We start from the raw sequence: 21,806 nt of genomic DNA on the forward strand, positions 1-21,806 counted from the left end.
TCTGCGAACATCAGCCCCGCCGCGATCGCGACGCCTTTCCTCGTGTTCCACCGCCCGCGCGAAGCCGTCGGGGCGGAGCTTGCCGCCGAGTCGCGCATCCTGCCACGCGGCCGCAGGTGACGGGGGAGTTTTCGTGCCCCGCTGGCCGGTTCCGGTGCCGGGTCCGCGGCCCGGCCGCCGGCCGGGGACGCCCCGGGCGCGACCCGAGGACAGCCTGCGGACGGCTTGCGGAGGGTGGATCACCGTCCGCCGCCGGCCGGGTCCGGGGCCCGGGTGTCAGCCCGCGTGCGCCTGTGCGTACGGGGCGGCCGGGGTCGCGGCGTCGGCGGCCGCGCAGACCTCGCCCATCAGGCGCGTCGTCTGTTTCTCCCACCGGGTGGCCTGCATCCGTCTGAAGATGTCCAGTGCGGCGGCGAGATGCTCCTTGGCGCGTTCATGACTGCCCCGGTCGGCGGCCACCTCGCCGAGCGAGAGCAGGACCCGGCCGAGGGCCAGGTACTCGCGCGCCTGGGAGGCGATCCCCATGGCCTGCTCCAGCATCTCGTAGGCCGCGTCGTGGCTCCCCTGGCACGCCCGCACCATGGCCAGACCGCGCAGCGCGTAGCACTCCCCCACCGGGTCGCCGACCGAACGGACGGTGTCCAGGGCCTGGGTGTACACGTACTCGGCCTCGGTCACCTCGTCGATCTGGAGATGCGCCTCGCCCAGGCGGACCAGGATCTGCGCGCGCACCCGCCGGTTCCCCGAGCGCTCCACCGCCGCCAGACCGGCCGCCATGGTCCGCTTCCCCTCCGCGATCAGGCCGCGGTCCAGATGGATCTGCGCCATGTTGCTCAGCACATGCGCCTCGGCCGTCGAGTCGTTCACCTCGGAGAGCATGGCCAGCGCCTTCTCGTACCCCTCCATCGCCTCGTCAAGGCGGCCCTGGATCCGGTCGACGAACGCGAGGTTGCGCAGCGCGAGCGCCTCGCCGTGCACGTCACCGACCTGCTGGAACAGCTCGCGGGCGGGCCCCAGCCGGCCGCGCGCCTCGTCCAGCTTGTACTCGAACATGTGCAGGGCGCCGAGGGAGTACAGCATCGCCGCCTGGCCGCGCCGGTTGTCGTTGTGCCGGGTGACGGCGAGCGCGATCTCGTGCGTCGTGCGCCAGTCGTCGAAGTAGCCGTACATCTCGAAGAGGGTGACCAGGGTCAGCGCCAGGTCCCAGCAGAGCTCGTCGAGACCCGCGCCGGCCGCCTGTCTGACCGCCGTGATCAGGCCGGCCCGCTCGTCCTCGAACCACCCGAGCGGGTCGGCGAGTTCACGGTCGAGCACCGACGGTTCCAGGGACAGCCGCGGGGCCTGCCCGTGGATCAGCGTGTGGTCCCCGCCGTACGCACGCCGGTGCGCCTCCTCCACCAGGAGCAGCCAGGTGCTGAGCACCCGGCCGAGCACGACCGACCGCTCGGCGGTGCTCTCGTGCTGGGCCAGGCACTCCTGGGAGTAGACCCGGACCAGGTCGTGCAGGCGATAGCGGGGGCGGCGGCCCTTGACCATCTCGACGTCGACGAGCTGGGCGTCCACGAGGAACTCCAGGACGTCCTCGGCCTCCGTGACGGCGAGGTCGAGCAGGGGGGCGGCGACCCAGCTGGAGAACTCGGCCGCCTCCAGCATGGACAGGCGCCGGAAGAGGCGCTGCGCGTCGGCGGGCAGGCCCTGGTAGACCATGGCGAGGCCGGCCCGGACGCCGACGCCGCCGTGGGTCAGCTCGTCCAGGCGCTGGCTCTCGTCGCGGAGCCGGGCCACCATCTTGCTCAGCGGCCAGTGCGGGCGGCCGACCAGTCGCGCGGCGACGATCCGCAGCGCCAGCGCGAGGTTGCCGCACAGGGTGATCAGCTGGAGGGCGCTGGGGAGTTCGCTGTGGATCCGCTCGGCGCCGAGGATGCGGCTGAGCAGTTGCAGCGCCTGGTCGGTGGAGAACACGTCGATCTGGACGGAGCTGGCGCCCTCCAGGCCGGCGAGCCGGGAGCGGCTCGTGACGAGGACCGGGCAGTTGGACGATCCGGGCAGCAGCCAGCGGACCTGTTCCTCGTCGATCGCGTCGTCGAGGACGATGAGCATGCGCCGGTCGGCGACGAGGTTGCGGAAGAGTTCGGCCCGTTCCTCGATGGTCGAGGGCATGGCCGAGCCGGGTATGCCCAGGCTGCGCAGGAAGCGCTCCAGAATGCGCGTCGGCAGGATCGGCTGGGCCGAGGGGCCGCGCAGCTTGGCGAACATCTGGCCGTCGGGGAATCGTTTCGCCAGGGAGTGTCCGAGGTGCACCGCGAGGGTGGTCTTGCCGACGCCGCCTCTGCCGGTGATCGAGACGATCCGCAGGGCGTACGAGTTCTCCGGGTCCTCTTCCAGGGCCTTCTGGATGGCGGCGAGCAGCTCGTCGCGTCCGGTGAAGTCGGCGATGGCGCCCGGGAGCAGACGGGGCACCGCCGGCGGCTCGACACCCGTCGCGGGCACCGCGGAGGTTCCGTGGGGCGCCTGGGGTGCCGGGGCCGCCTGTGGCGCTCGTGACAAGGGGGGCGTCGACCCCGCCGCCGGTGCCGTCCGCGCCGCCGAGGCCGCGCCCGGCTGCGGCGGGCCGTCCAGCCGGCCGGACAGGATCGACTCCTGGAGGCGGCGCAGCTCCTCCCCCGGCTCGATGCCGAGTTCGTCGATCAGCTCGCGCCGGCCGCGCCGGTAGACCTCCAGTGCCTCGGCCTGACGGCCCGACCGGGACAGCGCCACCATGAGCTGGGCCCGCAGGTGTTCGCGCAGCGGGTTCTGCATCACGAGGTCGATCAGCCGGGCGACGAGCTGCTGGTGCAGCCCGAGGGCCAGCCGGGCGTCCACCCACTGTTCCACGACGGCGAGGCGCTGTTCGTCGAGGCGGGCGGCCGGTGCCTGGAGCACGGTGCTGGTGATGCCGCCGCCGAAGCACGCGGAGCCGCGCCAGAGCCCGAGCGCGGTCTCGAAGGCGGAGGCCGCCTCCTCGAAGCGGCCGGCTTCCGCCGCGGTGCGTCCGGCGGCCGCGGCCCGCTCGAAGACATGCAGGTCCAGCTCTTCGTCCTCGACCTCGACGAAGTAGCCGGGCGACCTGGTCTGGATGACGTCGGGCAGTCCGGCCTTGGCCATGCTGGCGCGGACGATGGAGACGCAGATCTGGATCTGGGCGCGCGCGGTGGGCGGCGGGGCCGAGCCCCAGACCGCGTCGACGAGCCGGCCCATCGGGACGATCCGGTTCGGTTCGAGGAGGAGGACCGCCAGGACGATGCGCTGACGCTCGGCGGTGATCAGCGCCGGGCCACCGGGGCCGACGACTTCCAACGGCCCGAGTAATCGAAAGCGCATGACCGTCCTTCACATCCACGACACAGTTTCCGCCGGTCAGCTACGCAGCACCTCAATATCTACCTAACGCTGTCGGCTCTGTCCAGTGAGCGGTGGTGCGGATGTGGCCGGGGATGCCGGGGCGGGAAGCGACGCCGTGAAGGAGTGCGGGCGGCGGGGTGTGGGCTGGGCGATGTGTCCGGTTTTCCGTGCTCACCGCCTCCGTGCCTCGGTGAGGTCCCCCGTCACCGGTCCGCCGAGGAGGGGCGGCAGGTCCGCGCGCCGGCTGATCCGCAGCTTCCGGTAGGTGCGGGTCAGATGCTGCTCGACGGTGCTGACGGTGACGTGCAGGCCCTCGGCGATCTCCCGGTTGGAACAGCCGACGGCGGCCATCGAGGCCACCCGGCGCTCCGCCTCGGTGAGGCCGTCGCCGCCGTCGGCCGGTGTCGGCAGGGCGGTGGCGCTCTCCACCGCGAGGCCGCGGACCAGTGCCTCGGCGTGGCAGTCGGCGGCCACGATGACGGCGCGGCGCTCGGCCGCGGCGGCCCGCCGGAACTCGCCCAGGGTGCGGTAGGCGCGGGCCAGGTCGGCGAAGGTCAGGGCGAGTTCGTAACGGTCGCCGTCGTCGGACTGGAGCAGCTCGGCCGCCTGGCGCAGCAGCGTGGGCCGGTGCGCCGGGGCGCCGGCACCGGCGAGGACCCGGCTCGCGGCGCCGCGGACCCGGTTCGGCATGAAGGTGAACCTGGCGGACTGCTCCGCGAGGATCCGCCGGGCGTCGTCCGGGCGTCCGAGGCCCAGGTACACCTCGGCGACGTCGGTGCGCCACGGGATCAGGCCGGGCGTGTCCATCCCCCACTGGGACAGTTTGGCGCCGCACCGGCGCAGGTCCTCCAGGGCCATCTCCAGGTAGCCGGTGGCGAGTCCGAACCGTGCCCGGGCGTGGAGGTAGTGCATGCCGTAGCGGGTCTCGAACATCGCCTCCGGGACGCGGTGGTCCAGGTAGGTCTGTGCCTCGTCGTAGCGGCCCATGGCGGTGGTGGCCAGGATCAGGGTGCTCAGGGGCGCGCCGACGGTCACGCCCCAGCTGATGGCGGGCAGGGTGGCGAGCGCGTCGCTCGCGTACCGCCGGGCGTCGGTCAGGTCGCCGCGGCGCAGGGCGATCTCGGCCCGTACCGCGGCGAGCCTCGCCCGCCTGCTCGGCGTGTGCCGGGCCTGCATCCGGTCGAGGAAGACGTCGCACCAGGCGGTGGCGCGCTCGGCCCGGCCGCTGTAGGCGAGGGCGAGCAGGGCGCTCTCGACGGTCTCGGTGGACAGCTCGTCGGGCCGGGTGCCGTGGAGGACCCGCTGGGCCACGCCGACGGCTTCCTGGTGGGGGCCTTCGCCGAGCACGGCGGCCAGCGCGGAGACCGCCTGGAGGCGCCGGTCGGCGCTCACCGAGTGGGTGGGGGGCCGGCCGGCGCCGGACCTCGGGCCGAGCGCGGCCAGGAACGAGGGGTAGGTGTGCCGCAGTCGGCGCCGGGTGATCTGCAGCTCGGTGGCGGTCTCCGGGTCGGTCGGCTGTCCTGATCCGGCCAGTTGGCCGAGGACTTCCTGGGCCTGGTCGAAGCGTCCGTGCCAGAGCAGCGCCCGGGCCAGGGTGAGCGCGTCGGCCCCCCGCAGGCAGCCCTTGCGCATCGCCTCGACGAGTTCGCCGAGGCGGCCGCTGGAGACGCCGGGGTTGATGCTCCACTCGGCCCGTATCAGGGCGGCGGTGAGGCGGGACCGCCGGTGGGCGTCCGCGCAGACGAGCCGGGCCAGTCGGAGGCAGGCCACCGCGCGGTCGGCGGCGCCGTCGCGCAGGGCGTGCGCCGCCGCGTCCTCCAGCGCCGGCAGCGCCCACGGCTCCTCCAGGACACCGCCGTCGGCCGGTCCGCCGGCGTGGAGCAGATGGCCGGCGATCACCGCGGTGCCCGCGCCGCGCTCGTGGGCGAGGACCGCCGCGCGGGCGTGGAGGGCGGCGAGCTCGTCGGCGTCGACCGCGCCGGCGACGGCGTCGCGGGCCGCCTCGTGCCGGAAGCCGTCCATGGTGAGCAGTCCACCGGCGATCAGCGCGTGCACGGCCTCGGTGGTACGGGCCGGGCTCAGGTCCAGCAGTCCGTCCAGGTGGTCGAGTTCGCCGAGCGCCAGATAGCCGGTGAGGGCGCGGACCATGTCCGGGCAGCTGCGGCGCAGGCAGGAGAGGACCGCCTCGCGGTAGCGCGGTCCGGCCTCGCCGCCGCCCAGGTGGTCGCGGACCAGGGCTTCGACCAGCAGCGGGTTGCCCCCGCTGTAGGCGTGCCAGTCGGCGGACCGCTCGTCGGCGATCGCCTCGCCCAGGTGCTGGGCCGTGAGCTGACGTACGCCCGCCGGGGAGAGCGGGGTGACCTCCACGCGGTGCCCGTTGGGCTGGCGCAGCAGGTCGGCCCCGAAGCGGAACTCGGTGTCGCAGCCGTGGCCGCTGTGGGTGAACACGGCGAGCACCCGGGCGTTGTTGAGGCGCCGCGCCAGGTAGGCCAGGCAGGTCAGCGAGGCCTGGTCGGCCTGTTCGACGTCGTCGACGGCGAGGTACAGCGGGCAGCTCTCGGCCAGTTCGAGGAGGACGGTGCAGAGTCCGTGGACGATGCCGGCGTCCATCTGCTCGCCGCCCCGGGTGCGGGCGGCGCGGACGCCGTCCTCGATGAGTGCCACGGCCCGTGCCCGGTCCTCGGGGTCCAGCGGCGCGTCGTCCACGAGTTGCCGCATCACGCCCAGGGTCAGGTGCCGCTCGTCCTCGGAGCCCAGCGCCGACAGCGGCAGCATGCCGCGTCTGAGGGCGTGATCGGCGAAGTTGTGTACCAGTACGCTCTTGCCCGCCGCCACCGGTCCGGAGACCAGTACGGCCCTTCCGTGTCCGTCCCGGGCCTGTTCGGCCACTGCGGTCAGCAGCGCCAACGGTGCTTCGCGCTCCACCAGTTCCACCGCGAACTCCTCCCCTGCCGGTCGCCGACCCGGCCCATGGTTCCCGCCGGGCTCATCGACCGGCTATCAGCCCGCTATCGATGAATCGGGGAGGGTACGGGGAATCCGGCCCGCGGGCTCCGGTACGGGAAAGGAACGGGGAAAGGAACAAGGGAAAGCGGGGGAACCCGAGGGAACGCGGCCAGGGACCACGCGGCCTGGCCGTGTGGTCCCTGGCGGTTCGGGGCGGGCGCGTCAGCCGGCCTGGCGCATCGCCTCGACGAGGCTCTTGGGGCGCATGTCGACCCAGTGTTCGTTCACGTAGTCCAGGCAGGCCTGCCGGGTCGTGCTCGGCAGGGCGACGGTCCAGCCGTCCGGGACCTCCGCGAAATCCGGCCACAGCGAATACTGCTCCTCCGCATTGACCAGCACGCGGTAGGAGGCGTTTTCGTCCTCGAACGGATTGCTCATGAGCCTTCGCACTCCTCAATTGCCGACGTAATAAAGAGCCGCCCGAATTCTGGCCGCGCGACACCCTCCTGACAACCCCTATGTCCCCGTACGCGGGGGCCGTTCACCGCACGTCCATCGAGGTCAGCACCGCGTCCAGGGCGGCGACTCCCTTGTCCAGCTCGTCGGGCCCGATGGTCAGCGCCGGGCGGAACCGTACGGCGCGCGGCCCGCCGGGCAGCAGCAGCACCCGGTGACGGCGGCGCAGGCGGTCCAGGACCTCGTTGCGCCGTGCCGTGTCGGGCAGGTCGAAGGCCCACATCAGGCCGAGGCCCCGCACGTCGCTCACCAGGGCCGGGTGGGCCTCGGCCAGGTCGGCGAGGCGGCGGCCCAGGTGGGCGCCCGTGGTCTCGGCCGCGTCGACCAGTCCGTCCCGCTCGACGATCTCCAGGATCCGGGTGGCCCGCACCATGTCCGCGGTGTTGCCGCCCCAGGTCGAGCCGAGCCGGTCCGGCACGGCGAGGGCGCCCTCGGGCACCTCGTCCACCCGGCCGCCCGCCATCAGCCCGCAGACCTGGGTCTTCTTCCCGAAGGCCACCACGTCCGGGGCGAGTCCGAGCCGCTGGTACGTCCACGGCGCGCCGGACAGGCCGCAGCCGGTCTGCACCTCGTCGAGCACGAACAGCACGTCGTACGCGTGGCACTGCTCCTGCATGCGCAGCAGGAACTCCCGGCCGAGGTGCCGGTCGCCGCCGGCGCCCTGGACGGGTTCGGCGAGGAAGCAGGCGATCCGGTCGCCGCGCTCGGCCAGGTGCCGTCGCGCGACCTCGACCGCCGCCCGCTCCTCGCCGGGCGCGGGGACGGGCACGCGCGGCCAGCTCCACGCCGGGTACCGCGCGGTCACCGTCGGGGAGGTGTTGGTGAGGCTGAGGGTGTAGCCGCTGCGTCCGTGGAAGGCGCCCTCCATGTGGAGGACTTCGAGGGGGGCCGCCGGGTCGGTGCCGCGTCGCTGCGCCTGCCAGTCGAAGGCCACCTTGAGCGCGTTCTCCACGGCCAGGGCGCCGCCGTCGATGAAGAAGAGGTGCGGCAGCCGCGGGTCGCCGAGCACCCGGCGGAACGTCGCCGCGAACCGGGCGTACTGCACGGTGTAGATGTCGGAGTTGGTGACCTTGTGCAGGGCGGCCCGGGTGAGTTCGGCGAGGAACGCCGGGTCCTCGGTCATGCCGGGGTGGTTCATGCCGAGGGGCAGCGAGCCGTAGAAGGTGAGCAGGTCCAGGTACTCCTCGCCGCCGCGCGCGTCGACCAGGGTGCTGCCGTGGCTGCGTTCCAGGTCGAGCACGAGGTCCAGGCCGTCCATCAGGACGTGCCGGGACAGTTCCTCCAGGGCGTTGTCCGCCGTGATCTCCATGTCACCCCTCGTCGCGCTGATAGCGCCGCAGGTCCAGCTCGTTCAGGCTGGGCAGCACCGCGTCGGCACCGGCCAGGCCGGTCGCCCCGGCGGGCTCCCAGGGCACGGCCACGCAGCGCAGACCGGCGGCCCGGGCGGCGCGGACCCCGGCCGGGGAGTCCTCGACGGCCAGCGCGTCACCGGCGCCCACCCCGGCGCGTTCCAGCGCGAGCAGGTACAGGTCGGGTTCGGGTTTGTGCCGGTCGGTGTCGTCGCCGGTCACCAGGAAGGCGAAGTGGTGCCGCAGCCCGAGCCGCCGCAGGTGTTCCTCCACCCAGGCGGCCGGGCTGCTGGACACGATCGCCGCCCCGTCGGTGGTGCGCAGCAGCCGCTCCACGCCGGGCCGGACCGGCGCGGCGGCGCACCGGGCGGTCCGCCGCTCCCGCTGCCAGGCCCACTCGCCGTCCGTGACCGGCCGGCCGAGCCGGGTCGCCAGGTCGTCCAGCGCGACCTTCGCTCCGGCCGAGTTGCCGAGCATCCCGGCCCGGGTGGCGGTGCTCAGGGGCACCTGGAGCCGGTCGTAGAGGTCCTGCCAGGCGAGCAGCGCGGTTCGTTCGGTGTCGCAGACGACACCGTCGAAGTCCAGCAGCAGGAACGGCGGGCGCATCAGTGGTTCACCGGCCCTCGGTCGCCCGCGGTGAGCAGGGCGCAGTAGCGGGAGAGGGCGTCGGTCCAGTGGGGCATCGCGTGGACGAAGGCCGCCGCGCGGGTGCTGTCCAGGCGGGAGTCGCGCGGCCGGCCGCCGACGAAGCCCGCTTCGGCCATGGACATCGGCACCGGGTGGGCGGTGCCGAGGCGTTCGGCGAGCGCGAGGCCCACCTGGTACCAGCTCGCCCTGCCCCGGTTGGCGATGTGCAGCAGGCCGCGGACGGCGAGTGCGCCGGGCAGCAGCCGTACCAGCGCGGACGCCAGGTCGGGGATGTAGGTCGGGCTGCTGAACTGGTCGTCGATCAGGCGCGGCCGGCCGCCGTCGAGGAACTCCCGGGCGGCGGCGAGCACCTGGTCGAGACGCGGGTCGGTACCGCCGTACAGCCAGGACGTGCGCACCACGAGGTGGTCGGGCACCGCCTCGACGATCCGCTCGCCGGCCAGTTTGCTCAGGCCGTAGACGCTGAGCGGGGCGGGGATGTCGTCCTCGTTGTACCCGGCCGGGCCGGGTGCCCGGCCGTCGAAGACGTAGTCGCTGGAGATGTAGATCAGCCGGCTGCCGTGCCGGCGGCAGGCCTCCGCGACGTGGTGGGTGCCGCCCACGTTGACGCGCAGGGCCAGTGCCGGGTCGCGTTCGCAGGAGTCGACCACCGCGTTCGCGGCGGTGTGCACCACGACGTCGGGCCGGAATCCGTCGATCGAGTCCCGTACGGCGGCCGCGTCGCCGATGTCGAAGTCGGCGAGGGACACCCCGAGGACGGGCCAGTCGGCGGTCTCCGGGCGCGCCGCGAGCTCCTGGCGCAGCGCCGTGCCGAGCATGCCGTCCGCGCCGGTGAGGTAGACCCGCATCACAGGTGCCCGAACTCGGCGATCAGTTCGGCGACGGAGAGGCCGGAGCTGATCTTCTCGCGGATGACCCGCTCCCGGTCGATGTTCATGCGGGTGCGCTCGAGCACGGTCCCGGCCTGGTCCTGGGGGACGACCGCGATGCCGTTCTCGTCGGCGACCACGATGTCCCCGGGGTTGATGACCTGGCCGTCGATCACGACCGGCACGTTCACCTGGACGGGCTCGGTGCGGTCGTGCACGGCGGTCGGGGAGGGCCTCGGGACGGTGCTGCGGTACCAGACGGGGAAGTCCAGGTCGCGGATCTCGTCGACGTCGCGGACGGCGCCGTCGACGATGCCCGCGGCGATCCCGATCTGCTTCGACAGGGTGGACATGAGGCCGCCCCACATCGCGGTGCGGGTGGTCTCGTGGCAGGCGACGACGATGACGTCGCCCGGCTGCGCCTGGACGAGAACCGGCATGCAGTCGACGAGGTCGTCGATCGAGAGGTTGACCGTGAGGGCCGGCCCGGCGATCTTGTGGTGGTGCTTCACCGGCAGCAGCCCGCCGATGGCGCCGACCCGGCGCCGCGCGTCGGTGACCAGGCAGCTGGGGCTGTACTCGGCGAGCACGGCGCGGAAGCCCTCGACGATCTCCTCGGGCGGGCGGTTCAGCTCGTTGCGGACAGTTTCCACGATGTGTCTCCCATGAGTCGGGTGGTACGGGTGGGGTCCTGGACGTCCGTGCCGATCAGCTGCGCCAGGTGGGCCGCGTCCATGCCGTGGGCGGCGAGCACTTCCGCGTCGGTGCCGCAGCGCGGCACGTCGGTGAGGCCGACGCCGCGGAAGGCGATGCCGTCCCCGGTGCCCGTCTCCAGGAGGTGCCGGGCGATCAGGTCGGCCTGGCCGCCGCTGCCGTACTGGTGCTCGACGACGAACACGTGCCGGGTGCCGGAGAGCAGCCCGGCCAGCCACTCCGGGTCGATCCGGTTGTGCCAGGGCAGGTCCACCACGGTCAGCGCGATGCCCTGGGCGGCGAGCAGGTCGGCGGCGTCCAGCAGCTGTCCGAGGACCACCGGACCGGCGCCGAAGGCGACCGCCGGGCCGCCGGCCCGCAGGACCTGCCCCCGGCCGACGGCCAGCGGGACCGGCGGCAGGTCGGCGAGTGCGGCGGGGACGACCTGGCTGGACAGGCGCAGGTAGACGCTGTCCGGGGTGGTCCGGCAGTGGTGCAGGGCGGCGGCGAGCTGGGCGGGGTGGGACGGCTCCAGGATGGCCAGTCCGGGGACGGCGCACAGCGCCGACACGTCACGGACCGCCTGGTGCGAGTGGCCGGGCCCGGCGGGCAGCAGCCCGGCGAGCGAGCCGACGTAGACCACCGGGCGCCGCTCGGTGGCGTTGTTGTAGATGTGCTCGTTGGGGCGGGCGTGCAGGAAGCAGGAGAAGGAGTGCACGAACGGGCGCAGTCCGCCCGCCGCCAGTCCCCCGGCCATCGAGACCATGTCCTGCTCGGCGATGCCGCATTCGACGAACCGGTCCGGGTGGGTCTCGCGGAACGGGATGAGGCCCGTGTCGAGCACCAGGTCACCGTCGAGCGCGACGATCCGCGGATCGTCGTGCGCCGCCTCGGTGAGCAGCCGCCCGTACACCTCGGGCAGCCTGACCCCGGACGGCTTCACCGGCAGGTCCACGGTGCGCTCGACCGGCCGCAGCGGCGGCAGGCCCCGTCCGCGCAGGATCCCGTCGGCGGTGTCGAGCAGCTCCCGGTACGCGGAGTCGTGGTCCTGTCTGCTGGGCGCGCCGCTGTGGTGGAGGTAGCGCCATGCGCCGGGAGCCATGCTGGTCGCGGCGAAGGTGGGGCACCCGCCGCCCTTCACCGTGTCCGCGATGATCACCACGGGCCGCTCCGGGTGGTCCGCGGCCCGGCGGGCGAACGCCTCCTGCAGCCGGCGGGGGTCGTGTCCGTCGCAGCGCAGCACGCCCCAGCCGGCGGCGGTGAACTTGCCCGTCAGGTCGCCGAGGTCGCTGACGTCGGTGACGAAGGTGTCGGACTGGAGGCGGTTGTGGTCGACCACCACGGTCAGCTCGCCCATGCCGTACCGCGCGGCGCTGGGCAGCGCCTCCCAGTTCTGGCCCTCCTGCAGTTCGCCGTCCCCGGTCATCACCACCACCCGGGAGCTCCGGCCGGTCAGGCGGTGGGCGAGGATCAGGCCCTTGGCCTTGGAGATGCCCATACCGAGGGAGCCGGTGTTGAAGGGCATGCCGGGGGTGCCGACGTCGGGGTGTCCGGGGAGCCCGTCGATGCGCCGCAGCCGGTGCAGCAGGTCCTCGTCGAGGAGTCCGAGCCCGATCATCGCCGCGTACAGACCGGGCGCGTCGTGTCCCTTGGAGGAGAAGTACACGTCTCCGTCGGCCTCGAAGGGCCGGTCGAGCTCCTCCAGGACCAGCCAGCTGACCACGTCGGCGGCGCTGAAGCTGGAGCCGATGTGGCCCGAGCCGGCGCGGGTGATCATGTAGAGGGTGTTGATCCGGCTCATCGCCGCGAAGGCGAGGGCCCGCTCGTGCGGATCGGCGACGTCGCCCAGGACGCGCTCGAACTCGGCGCGCGGTATCCAGGCCAGCGGCCTGTCCATGGCTTCTCCTCGGGGAGGGGTCGGTGTCACCAGCACCCGAACCCGCCGTCCACGGCGAGTTCGGTTCCGGTGACGTAGCGGCTCAGGTCGGACGCGAGGAACAGCAGCGGTCCGGTCAGGTCCTCGGCGCGGGCCATCCGCCGCAGCGGGACCCGCGCGTCGAACTTCTCCCGGAACACCGGGTCCTGCGCGCCGAGCACCCCGCCCGGCGACAGGGTGTTGACGCGCACCCCGGCCGGGCCCCACAGCGCCGCGAGGTACCGGGTGAGCGCGGCGACGCCGGCCTTGGACATGCCGTACGCGGGCGGTTTCAGGAACGGCGGGTCCACCGGCAGGTGTTCGTACATCCGCGGGTCGGGTGCGAGCCCGCCGTACATCGAGCCGATGTTGACGACGGATCCGCGCCCGTTGCGGACCATCCGCGAGCCGAACACCTGGCACATCCGCAGCGTGCCCCGGGCGTTGACGTCGAGGACGCCGCCGGACACCTCGTCCGGGATGTCCTCGAAGCGCCAGCCGGTGCCGTCGGCCGACGGCGGGCTGTCGATGCCGGCGTTGTTGACGAGGATGTCCGGCTCGCCGGCCTCTTCGAGGCAGGCGTCGAGCGCCCGGCGCAGGCTGCCGGTGTCGGTGACGTCGGCGACCAGCGTCCGGAACCGCTTCGGGTCGTGGGCGTCCACCACCGCCCGCAGCTCCGGCCCGACGGTGTCCCGTACGTCCAGGCCCACCACGTCGGCGCCGGCGCCCAGCAGGGCGTCCACCCACACCGCGCCGAGCCGTCCGCAGACGCCGGTCACGACGGCGACCGATCCGGTCAGGTCAATCGCGGCCGGCATCGGTGTCCACCAGGTCGTCCAGGACGATGTCGGCGTCGGCCGCCAGCGGCCGGGTGAGGCTGCGGCCGACCACGTCGGCGAGCCGGTCGGGGGTGAGCCCGTCGCCCGGCGACTTGATCGCCACGTCCTCCAGGGTGAGGCGGTGCCCGGCGGGCAGGTCCCGGTGGGCCACCAGCTTCTTGCCCATCTTGGTGATCGCGGGCCGTTCGGCCGGCAGGACCTGCTTGTCCGGGCTGCCGAGCGAGAGCCGCACCCGGCGCAGTCCGTCGACCAGTTCGGCGATGTCCGCCTGCTCCAGCGAGAACTTGTGGTCGCTGCCGGGGCGGGTGCGGTCGAGGGTGACGTGCTTCTCCACCACCCGGGCGCCCAGCGCGTACGCGGTCCAGGCGGCCCACGGGCCGAGGTCGTGCCCGGAGTAGCCGACCACCGTGTCGGGGAACTCGGCCCGGTAGCTGCCCAGCACCGACAGGTTCAGCTCCTCCTGCTGGGCCGGGTAGGTCGCCGTGCACTGGAGCAGGGCGAGGTCCGGGTTGATCGGCAGGACGGTGCCGCAGGCGCGCCGCACGGTCTCCATGTCGGCGCCGCCGGTGCTGACGATCAGCGGCTTGCCGACCTTCGCCGCGTAGGCGAGGAGCGGGGTGTTCCTGATGTCCCCGGACGCGATCTTGATGGCCGGCACGTCGAGCTCGGCCAGGAAGTCCACGCTGCCGAAGTCGAAGGCGGTGGCGAGGAAGTCCACGCCCAGTTCGGCGGAGAGCCGCTGGAGGTGCGTGTACTCGTGGGTGCCGAACTCCAGGAACTCGCGGTGGGCTCCGTACGTCGGGCCGAAGCTGTTCCGCCCGGTGTACGGGGAGTCGTACATCGCCCGGGTGTAGAGCGAGCGGTTGTCCCGCTTCTGCAGTTTGACCGCACTGGCGCCGGCCGCGGCGGCCTGGCGTATCAGCTCCTCGGCCTTGCCCAGGTCGCCCTCGTGGTTGTGGCCGATCTCCGCGATCACGTAGGCGTCGGTGTCGTCCGAGACGAGCCGCTCGTTTACCGTCAGCGCTCTCATGGTTGTCAGGTCCTCTCCAGAAGATCGGTCACCAGCGAAGCGAACCGGTCGAGACCGAGGTCGATCTTCTCCGGCGTGAGCGAGCTGCAGGACAGCCGCAGCTGCCGCTGTCCGCCCCCTGCCGCGTAGAAGTGGTGCATCGGCGTCCAGATGACCTTGTGCCGCTTGGCCGAGTAGGCGAGCAGGTCGTCGTCGGCGATGAACGGCACCGTGACGACCAGGAAGAATCCGCCGTCCGGTCGGTTCCAGGTGACCGGCGACGTTGTCGGGAACCGGGCGGCCAGCCCGTCGAGCAGATGGCGCAGGCGCTGCCCGTACCGCGCGGTGGCGTCCCGGTTCGCCTCGCGCAGGGAGAAACCGCTCTCCAGCAGCTTGCCGCCGATGACCGCCTGCGCGATCGGCGGGGTGTTGACCGTGATCATGCTCTTGATCTTCGAGAGCTCGTCGGCGAGGGTGCCGGCGGGCTCACCGCCGCGGGCGACCGGCTGGTCCGCCACGACGAACCCGATCCGGGCGCCGGGCAGGGCGGTCTTGGCGTACGAGCCGAGGTAGACGACCCGATGGCCCGTGTCCAGGGACTTGAGCGTCGGCTTCGGGGCGACGCCGTCGCCGAAGAAGCCGTACGGGTTGTCCTCGATGATCAGGATGTCCAGCTCGGCGGCGAGTGCGAGCAGCCGGCGCCGGGCCGGGACGTCGAGGCTGAGCCCGGTCGGATTGGCGAAGTCGGGCACCAGGTAGCAGGCCCGGGGCCGCAGACCGGCCTCGCGGGCGCCCCGCACCTTGGCCGCCAGGTCGTCCAGGTCGATGCCGCCGCTGCCGCTGTCGACCGGCACGACCGGCAGGTCGACCAGGCGGGCGGCGCCGGTGATGCCCACGTAGCTCGGCGAGGTGGCCAGGAGCACGTCACGGTCGGTGGCGCGCAGCGCGCGCAGCACCAGGACCATGGCCTCCTGGCAGCCGACGGTCACCAGGATCGACTCCGGGTCGACGTGGATGTTCTCGTCGGCGGCGAGGTTGCGGGCCACCAGGTCCTGGATGACCCCCTTCGTCCTGCCGTACTGGTAGAGCCGGTTGCGGGCCGTCTCGGCGCCCCCGGCCGTGCCACCGGCGACGTGGGCGGTCCAGGTGCGCAGATACCGGTGCACGTCCTCGGTCTCGAACCCGCCCGGGTCCGGCCGTCCCGGCGCGAAGGAGACCGCCTCCGGGTACCGGTCCGACACCTCGTTCAGCAGGTTCATGGACAGCAGCGCCGGATCGGACAGCGACCCGTGCAGGTCGGCCAGGTCCAGCACCGTCCCCGGCCGTGCCGTCGAGGCGTGGGACGCCTCGGTCATGACCCCTCCCGTTCGTTCGTCGCGGGTTCCCGGCGCACGCCCAGGCGGCCGGCGGCGGCCACGTCCGGCGCACCGGCGAGGGCCATCGACACCGCGAGTTCGGCCCGCAGCAGTTCCAGCACCCCGGTCACGCCGGGTTCGCCGCCGGAGGCCAGTCCCCACAGGACCGGCCGGCCGAGCAGCACCCCGGACGCGCCGAGGGCCAGCGCGCGCAGCACGTCGGTGCCGCCGCGCACCCCGCTGTCGAGCAGGAGCTCGCAGGCGTCGCCGACCTCGTCCCGGATCGCCGGGAGGGCGAGCAGGCTCGGTACGGCGCCGTCCAGTTGCCGGCCGCCGTGGTTGGACACCACCAGGCCGTCCGCGCCGAGGTCCACCGCGCGCCGGGCGTCCGCCGGGTCGAGAACTCCCTTGAGCACCAGCGGCAGGCGGGTCCTGCGCCGCAGCCATTCGACGTCGGACCAGGACAGCGTGGGGTCGATGACCGTCGCCGCGTGCGCGCCGACGCTCTGGCCGGCGCCGCGCTGGCCGACGGCCAGGTTCACCGGCGCGGCGTGCGCCGGCACGGTGAACCCGTTGCGCAGGTCGCGCAGCCGCCGTCCCATGAACGGCACGTCCACGGTGAGCATCAGGGCGCGGGCGCCGAGCCGTTCGGCCTCGTCGATCAGCCATTCGGTACGGGCCCGGTCGCGCAGCCAGTACAGCTGGAGGAACAGGTCGCCGCCCGCGGCGGCCGGCTCGTCCAGCGGGCAGCCGGCCAGGGTCGCCGCCGTGAACGGGATGCCGGCCGTGGCCGCCGCACGGGCGACCGCCGGTTCGCCGTCCGGGTGCACCACCGCGTGGAACGCCATCGGCGCCACCGCGACGGGCATCGACGCCGGGACCCCCAGCAGGGTCGTCGTGGTGTCGGCGGTCGCCACCCCGGACAGGACCCGGGGGACGAGGTGGCACCGGTCGAACGCGGTCCGGTTGGCGTTCAGCGTCTCCTCGCGCCCGCTGCCGCCGGCCACGAAGTCGTACACCTCGGGCGCCAGGACGGCGCGGGCGCGGTCCTCGACGTCGGCGAGGGTGAGCGGGTCCGCCGCCAGGGCGCCGGGTCCGCCCGTCACGCCAGGTCCTGTCGTTCGACCGCCTCGTACAGCTTGCGGATGTTGTTGCTGCCGAACGTGGTCGCGCCCCGGCGTTCGATGATCTCCATGAAGAGGGTGCGGCGCGGGTGCTCGGACCGGGTGAAGATCTGGAACAGCTCCCCGTCGTGGTCCCGGTCGGCGAGCACGCTGTACTTGCGCAGCTCGGCCACCGGATAGCCGGACGACTCGATCCGCTGCTCGAAGTCCTCGTAGTACGAGTCGGGCGTCGACAGGAACCGCACGCCGGCGGTGCCGAGGTCGGCGACCGCGTCCACGATGCTCGGCACCGCGAAGGCCAGGTGCTGCACCCCGCTGCCGCCGTGCTTCTTCAGGAAGTCGTCTATCTGGCCCGGGGCGGCGCCGGTCATGGGCTGCAGCAGCGTCAGCGTCACGCCGCCGCCGGGGCTCTGCACCACCTTGGACTGCATGGCCTGCGCGCCGACGTGGATGTCCTCCTCGAACACCACGCCCCAGCCGAGCTCCCGCCGGTAGGACTCGACGGTCCGGTCCAGCTCGCCGTTCTCCAGGCAGACCGCGATGTGGTCGACGTGGAGCAGGTGGTGCTGCGTGGCGTCCGTGGACGTCGCGGCCGTGACGGTCGCGTCGGTCGTGTCGGTCGCCTCGGTGTGCTCGGGTCGCACCGGGGCGATGCCGGGCAGCGACCAGGGTTCGCCGGCGGTGCGGCTCACGAAGGAGTGCGTCACGTCGCCGAAGGCGTGGAGCGCCGGGCGGAGCGGCGTGTCCACCCGCAGGGCGATGTCGCTCACGCCGTCGCCGTGCCGGGCGGTGTAGAGGGTGGCCGGATGGGTGTCGGTGCGGCCCTGCAGCAGCACCAGGACGGTGTCGCGCTGGCCCACCGCGACGGCGGTGAACTCCGGGGTGTCCCCTGCGGCGATCACCTCGAAGCCGTAGCGCTCGACGAACTCGGCGGCACGGGCGTGGGCGTCCGTGACGGAGAGCGTGATGTGGTCGATCCCGGCGTCGACAGCCTGCTGATTTCTGGTCTGGGGTACGGACGACATGAATTCCCCCAAGGCTCGATAATCGGTTTCAACGGCGGGAATCAAGAATTGTCAGATCCCGGTACCGCGACGGAAAAAACGCTACGGACGGGCCCGGAAGAATGTCAACGGACTCCGCCACCACCCGCCGAACAGTGCGGAACCCCCCTTCCGGCGCTTGGGTGTCGGGGTGCCCGCTATGGGGTTCGTAGGGGTTGCGCACGCCCTGGTGGCAGGTGAGTATGCGACCGATCGAAGCTGCGGACAAGGAGCGGTACGTGCTGATTCATCAGGCACTCGACGAGCGCGCGGCAGAATATGGCGACCATATTGCGCTGATTGACGACAACGGCCCGGTCACCTATTCCCAACTGGTTTCGACGGCCGATTCGTATGCGGCCGCACTGGTCGCGGAAGGGGTGGGACCGGGCTGTCTGGTGCCGGTGCGCGTCGCGCGCTCGGCCCGGATGGTGACCTTCCTGCTGGCGGTGCTGAAGACCGGCGCGGCGTACTGCCCCATCGACGTGAAGTGGCCGGACGAGCGGGTCCGGGAACTGCTGCGCCTGCTGGACGCGCCGTTGTTCCTCACGGACACCCCGCTCGCCGGCACCCGGTGCTGGACACCCCCGTCCGCGCCGCCGGCCCAGCCCGCGCTCCGGACGGTCCGCGCCGGCATCGGGCCGGACGACCCTGCCTGCGTCTTCTTCACCTCCGGCAGCACGGGCACCCCCAAGGGCGTGGTGACCCCGCACCGGGCGGTGCTGCGCCTCTTCGACAGCGGCCCCCTCGCGGTCTTCGGGCCCGGGCGGGTGCTGCCGCAGCTCGCCCCGGTCGGCTGGGACGCCTGCGGCCTCGAAGTGTGGGGCATGCTCAGCCGGGGCGGCACCGTGGTCCTCCCCGACGAGGACCATCTGCTCCCGGACACCCTGCGCGACCTGATCACGCGGCACGGCGTGAACACCCTCGTCCTGGTCGCCTCCGTGGTGAACCTGCTGGTGCGGCTGGACCCCGACTGCTTCCGCGGGGTCGACCAGATGTTCATCGGCGGCGAGCGCCTCGCGCCCGACCCGGTGCGCGAGCTGCTGCTGAGCCACCCGGCCACGACCGTCCACAACTGTTACGGCCCGGTGGAGAGTTTCGCCTTCGCCACCATGCATCACATCCGGCCCGAGGACTGCGACCGGGAACACGGGGTGCCCATCGGGCGGCCGGTGCCCGGCACCGAGATCCACCTGATCGACGGTGAACTGTGCGTCGCGGGCGCGGGGCTGGCCCAGGGGTACCTGCACGACCCGGAGCGCACCGCCGAGGTGTTCGTGACGGCCGACGTCGGCGGTGTGCCGACGCGGGTCTACCGCACCGGTGACCGCGCGGTGCGCGACGCCGACGGAGTGCTGCACTTCCTGGGCCGGGCGGACCGGCAGGTGAAGATCCGCGGCTACCGGGTGGAGCTGGGCGAGGTGGAGAGCCACGCCGCCGACCGCACGGGCGTCCGCGACTGCGTGGCCGTGGCGCTGGCCGGCCGGAGCGGCGCGTACGAACGTCTGGCGTTGGCCTTCACCGGGGACGCGGACCCGGACCGGGTACGCGCGGAGCTGCGCGACCGGCTCCCCGGCCACCTGGTGCCCGATCTGGTGCGCCGCCTCGACGAACTCCCCCACAACGCCAACGGCAAGGTCGACCACCGAGCCGTCACCGAACTGCTGCGCGTCCCGACCCCCGGAAAAGGGCTGACGATGACCCCGTACACAGAGACGACCCAGACCATCGCGACGACCGAGACCATCGACGCGATCGAGACCATCGAGCCGATCGAGGTCCGTGCGACGACCGAGGTCCCTGAGACGACCGAGGTCAGCGCGCGGGCCGAGGTCGGCGCGAGAGCCGGGAGAACCGGCACGGTGCGGAGAACCGAGGCGGCCGCACCGGCGGAACCGGCCGGGACCGCCCCCGCCGAGGCCACCGACCCGATCGTGCGGGACTACCTCACGCTCGTCGACGACAGCATGGTCGCGGTGCTGCCGCACGCCCTGCGGATCGCCGTCGAACTCGGCGTCGCCGACGTGCTCGACCCCTCGACCGCCCAGCCCGTCGTGAAGGCGGCGGAGCTGATCGACGCCGACCCCGACGCCCTGGGCCGGCTGCTGGCCGCCCTCGCCGCGGCCGGGTTCTTCGCGGGCGACCAGGCGACCGGCTTCCGGCTGACCGCGCTCGGCGCGCGGCTGCGCCGGGACCACCCGGACAGCCTCGCCGCCTCGCTGGTCAACGCCGAGAGCCCGTTGGCGTGGCTGCGGGCCACGGACACGTTCCGCACCGGTACGGCGTCGTTCGGCGACGGTGAGAACAACGCGGGCGACGGCGGCTTCTTCGGCGTGAAGAACACCCGGCGCGGCGAGAACCTCGCGTTCCTGCGCCGGATGCGGGAGCGCACCGGCCGGCTGTACCGGCAGGCGGCCGAGGCCGTCGACTGGTCGGAGTCGAAGGTCATCCTGGACATCGGCGGCGCCGACGGCTTCCTCCTCGGCGAGATCCTCGCGGTCGCCCCGCACGCGAGCGGCGTCCTCTTCGACCGCCCGTCGGTGATCGACGAGGTCAACCTCCGCGGGGGCGTCCCCGGTTGCCGCGCGGTGCCCGGCGACTTCTTCGCGTCGGTGCCCACCGGCGCGGACACCCACCTGCTGTGCAGCGTCCTGCACGACTGGACCGACGAGCAGGCCGTGGACATCCTGCGGTCGAGCCGCCGCGCGCTGCCGTCCGGCGGACGGCTGCTCGTGATCGAGATGCTGGTGCCGGAGGACGGCGGCCGGCACGTCAGCCGCTGGAGCGACCTCGGCATGATGGTCCTCACCGGCGGCCGGGAGCGCGACCGGAGCGGGTTCGCCCGGATCCTGGAGGCGGCCGGCTACCGCGTCGACCGGGTCCTGCCGGTCCCGGGCTCGCCGTTCTCGGTGATCGAGGCGCGCTGACCGGCGATGGACCTCGACCTGCTCACTCCGGAGGTCTTCTCCGGACACCGGTTCCTCGACCAGCTGGCGGCCGTCCGCGCGCGCCCCGGCCTGACCTGGCACCCGGAGCCGGACGGCCCCGGGTTCTGGGTGGCCGCCCGGTACGACGACGTCGCGACGGTCCTGGGTGATCCGGCCGGCTTCAGTTCCCGCGCCGGCATCCGGATCGGCGGATCGGGCGACGCCGCCGATCTCGTCGCCGACCGGATGATGGTGGTCAGCGATCCGCCGCGGCACGGACGCATCCGCCGGGTGGTGGGTGCGCCGTTCACGCCGGCGGCGATACGTCTCTGGCACGACCGGATCGTCGCCGGGGTCACCGACCTGGTGGACGAGGTGGTCGCCCCGGGCGCCGGCGGGCCGCAGGTCCTGGACGCCGTCCAGGACCTGGCGCGGCGGCTGCCCAACCAGGTCATCTGCGCCATGATGAACCTGCCCCGGGCGGACTGGCCGCTGATCGGCCGCCTCACCACCGACGGCCTGGACTCCCCCGACCCGATCGACCGGCTCGACGCCAACGCCGAGATCTTCGGCTACTTCGCCGACCTCATCGCCGAGCGCCGTGCCCGCCCCGGCGACGACCTGATCAGCGCGCTGCTCGCGGCCGGCGGCGAGCTGACCGACGACGAGCTGATCCTCAACTGCTCGGGCGTACTGACCGGTGCCAGCGAGACCGTCCGCTACTCGGCGGCCGGTGCGCTGCTGGAGTTCGCCGCCCGGCCCGAGCTGTGGGCGGCGCTGCGCGCGGCGCCGGAGCTGCTGCCGACCACCGTCGAGGAGATCCTGCGCTGGACCAGCCCGGGGCTGCACGCGCTGCGTACGGTGACCCGGCCGGTGACGGTGGCCGGCACTCCCCTGGCCCCCGGCGAGCGGGTGACGGCCTGGCTCTGCTCGGCCAACCGCGACCCGGCCGTCTTCGCCGACCCGGACACCTTCCGGCCCGACCGCACGCCCAACCGGCACCTCGCGTTCGGCTGGGGGCCGCACGTCTGCGTCGGGTCCCGGGTCGCGCGGCTGGAGCTGACGGCGCTGCTGACCGCGCTGACCGGCCGCGTGCGCACGCTGGCCCCGGCCGGCGAACCGGTGTGGAGCACCGGCAACTTCATTCATGGACTGACCAGTCTGCCGGTGCGGCTGAGCCCGGCGTGAGCCC

Annotated in this window: 15 protein-coding genes; 2 read left to right on the plus strand and 13 right to left on the minus strand. The window is 73.2% G+C overall.

From position 1 onward, the window contains the following. Positions 1–276 precede the first annotated feature (276 nt). The 13 genes from ACZ3ZE_RS06910 to ACZ3ZE_RS06970 all read right to left on the minus strand — a co-directional run bounded on the left by ACZ3ZE_RS06910 (position 277) and on the right by ACZ3ZE_RS06970 (position 17,669). Positions 277–3,360 carry an AfsR/SARP family transcriptional regulator gene (locus ACZ3ZE_RS06910; RefSeq protein WP_361170704.1) on the minus strand — a complete coding sequence of 1,028 codons (3,084 nt, stop codon included), beginning with the start codon at positions 3,358–3,360 and terminating at the stop codon, positions 277–279. 192 nt (positions 3,361–3,552) lie between these two features. Next, complete coding sequence (locus ACZ3ZE_RS06915) at positions 3,553–6,315, minus strand: helix-turn-helix transcriptional regulator (protein WP_361170701.1); 2,763 nt, start codon at positions 6,313–6,315, stop codon at positions 3,553–3,555. Positions 6,316–6,549: 234 nt separating this feature from the next. Continuing rightward, on the minus strand, positions 6,550–6,765 hold the full coding sequence (locus ACZ3ZE_RS06920) for an MbtH family protein (RefSeq protein ID WP_361170698.1): 216 nt from the start codon (positions 6,763–6,765) through the stop codon (positions 6,550–6,552). Positions 6,766–6,868: 103 nt separating this feature from the next. Next, the gene (gene lat / locus ACZ3ZE_RS06925) at positions 6,869–8,152 is read right to left on the minus strand and encodes an L-lysine 6-transaminase (RefSeq protein WP_467257776.1); all 1,284 of its coding nucleotides are present in this window, start codon (positions 8,150–8,152) and stop codon (positions 6,869–6,871) included. Between the two features lies 1 nt (position 8,153). Continuing rightward, the gene (locus ACZ3ZE_RS06930) at positions 8,154–8,798 is read right to left on the minus strand and encodes an HAD family hydrolase (RefSeq protein WP_467257779.1); all 645 of its coding nucleotides are present in this window, start codon (positions 8,796–8,798) and stop codon (positions 8,154–8,156) included. After that, complete coding sequence (gene rfbD, locus ACZ3ZE_RS06935) at positions 8,798–9,688, minus strand: dTDP-4-dehydrorhamnose reductase (protein ID WP_361170689.1); 891 nt, start codon at positions 9,686–9,688, stop codon at positions 8,798–8,800. Before rfbD ends, ACZ3ZE_RS06930 begins: the two co-directional genes overlap by 1 nt. Then, positions 9,688–10,362, minus strand: coding sequence for an RraA family protein (locus tag ACZ3ZE_RS06940; protein WP_361170686.1), 675 nt, complete (start codon positions 10,360–10,362; stop codon positions 9,688–9,690). Before ACZ3ZE_RS06940 ends, rfbD begins: the two co-directional genes overlap by 1 nt. Further along, positions 10,338–12,299: a transketolase C-terminal domain-containing protein gene (locus ACZ3ZE_RS06945; RefSeq protein ID WP_467257781.1), complete on the minus strand. Its 1,962-nt coding sequence runs from the start codon at positions 12,297–12,299 to the stop codon at positions 10,338–10,340. The genes ACZ3ZE_RS06940 and ACZ3ZE_RS06945 overlap by 25 nt, the downstream gene beginning before the upstream one ends. Positions 12,300–12,325: 26 nt before the next feature. Further along, on the minus strand, positions 12,326–13,135 hold the full coding sequence (locus tag ACZ3ZE_RS06950) for an SDR family oxidoreductase (protein ID WP_361629949.1): 810 nt from the start codon (positions 13,133–13,135) through the stop codon (positions 12,326–12,328). Further along, positions 13,119–14,186: an N-acetylneuraminate synthase family protein gene (locus tag ACZ3ZE_RS06955; protein WP_361170677.1), complete on the minus strand. Its 1,068-nt coding sequence runs from the start codon at positions 14,184–14,186 to the stop codon at positions 13,119–13,121. Before ACZ3ZE_RS06955 ends, ACZ3ZE_RS06950 begins: the two co-directional genes overlap by 17 nt. A 5-nt stretch (positions 14,187–14,191) precedes the next feature. Beyond that, a complete protein-coding gene (locus ACZ3ZE_RS06960) occupies positions 14,192–15,520 on the minus strand; it encodes an aminotransferase-like domain-containing protein (RefSeq protein WP_467257783.1) in 1,329 nt (442 codons plus the stop codon). After that, complete coding sequence (locus tag ACZ3ZE_RS06965) at positions 15,517–16,626, minus strand: alpha-hydroxy acid oxidase (RefSeq protein ID WP_361170671.1); 1,110 nt, start codon at positions 16,624–16,626, stop codon at positions 15,517–15,519. The genes ACZ3ZE_RS06960 and ACZ3ZE_RS06965 overlap by 4 nt, the downstream gene beginning before the upstream one ends. After that, the gene (locus ACZ3ZE_RS06970; protein WP_467257785.1) at positions 16,623–17,669 is read right to left on the minus strand and encodes a VOC family protein; all 1,047 of its coding nucleotides are present in this window, start codon (positions 17,667–17,669) and stop codon (positions 16,623–16,625) included. Before ACZ3ZE_RS06970 ends, ACZ3ZE_RS06965 begins: the two co-directional genes overlap by 4 nt. 257 nt (positions 17,670–17,926) lie before the next feature. On the opposite strand from ACZ3ZE_RS06970, the gene ACZ3ZE_RS06975 reads away from it, so the two are divergent. Together ACZ3ZE_RS06975 and ACZ3ZE_RS06980 are read left to right on the plus strand one after the other, a co-directional pair. Beyond that, on the plus strand, positions 17,927–20,614 hold the full coding sequence (locus ACZ3ZE_RS06975) for an AMP-binding protein (RefSeq protein WP_467257787.1): 2,688 nt from the start codon (positions 17,927–17,929) through the stop codon (positions 20,612–20,614). Between the two features lie 6 nt (positions 20,615–20,620). Then, entirely contained in the window at positions 20,621–21,802 is a 1,182-nt protein-coding gene (locus ACZ3ZE_RS06980) for a cytochrome P450 (protein WP_467257790.1), read from the plus strand. The last annotated feature ends 4 nt before the right edge of the window (positions 21,803–21,806 follow it).

The organism is Streptomyces sp. NPDC023157, from assembly GCF_055560575.1.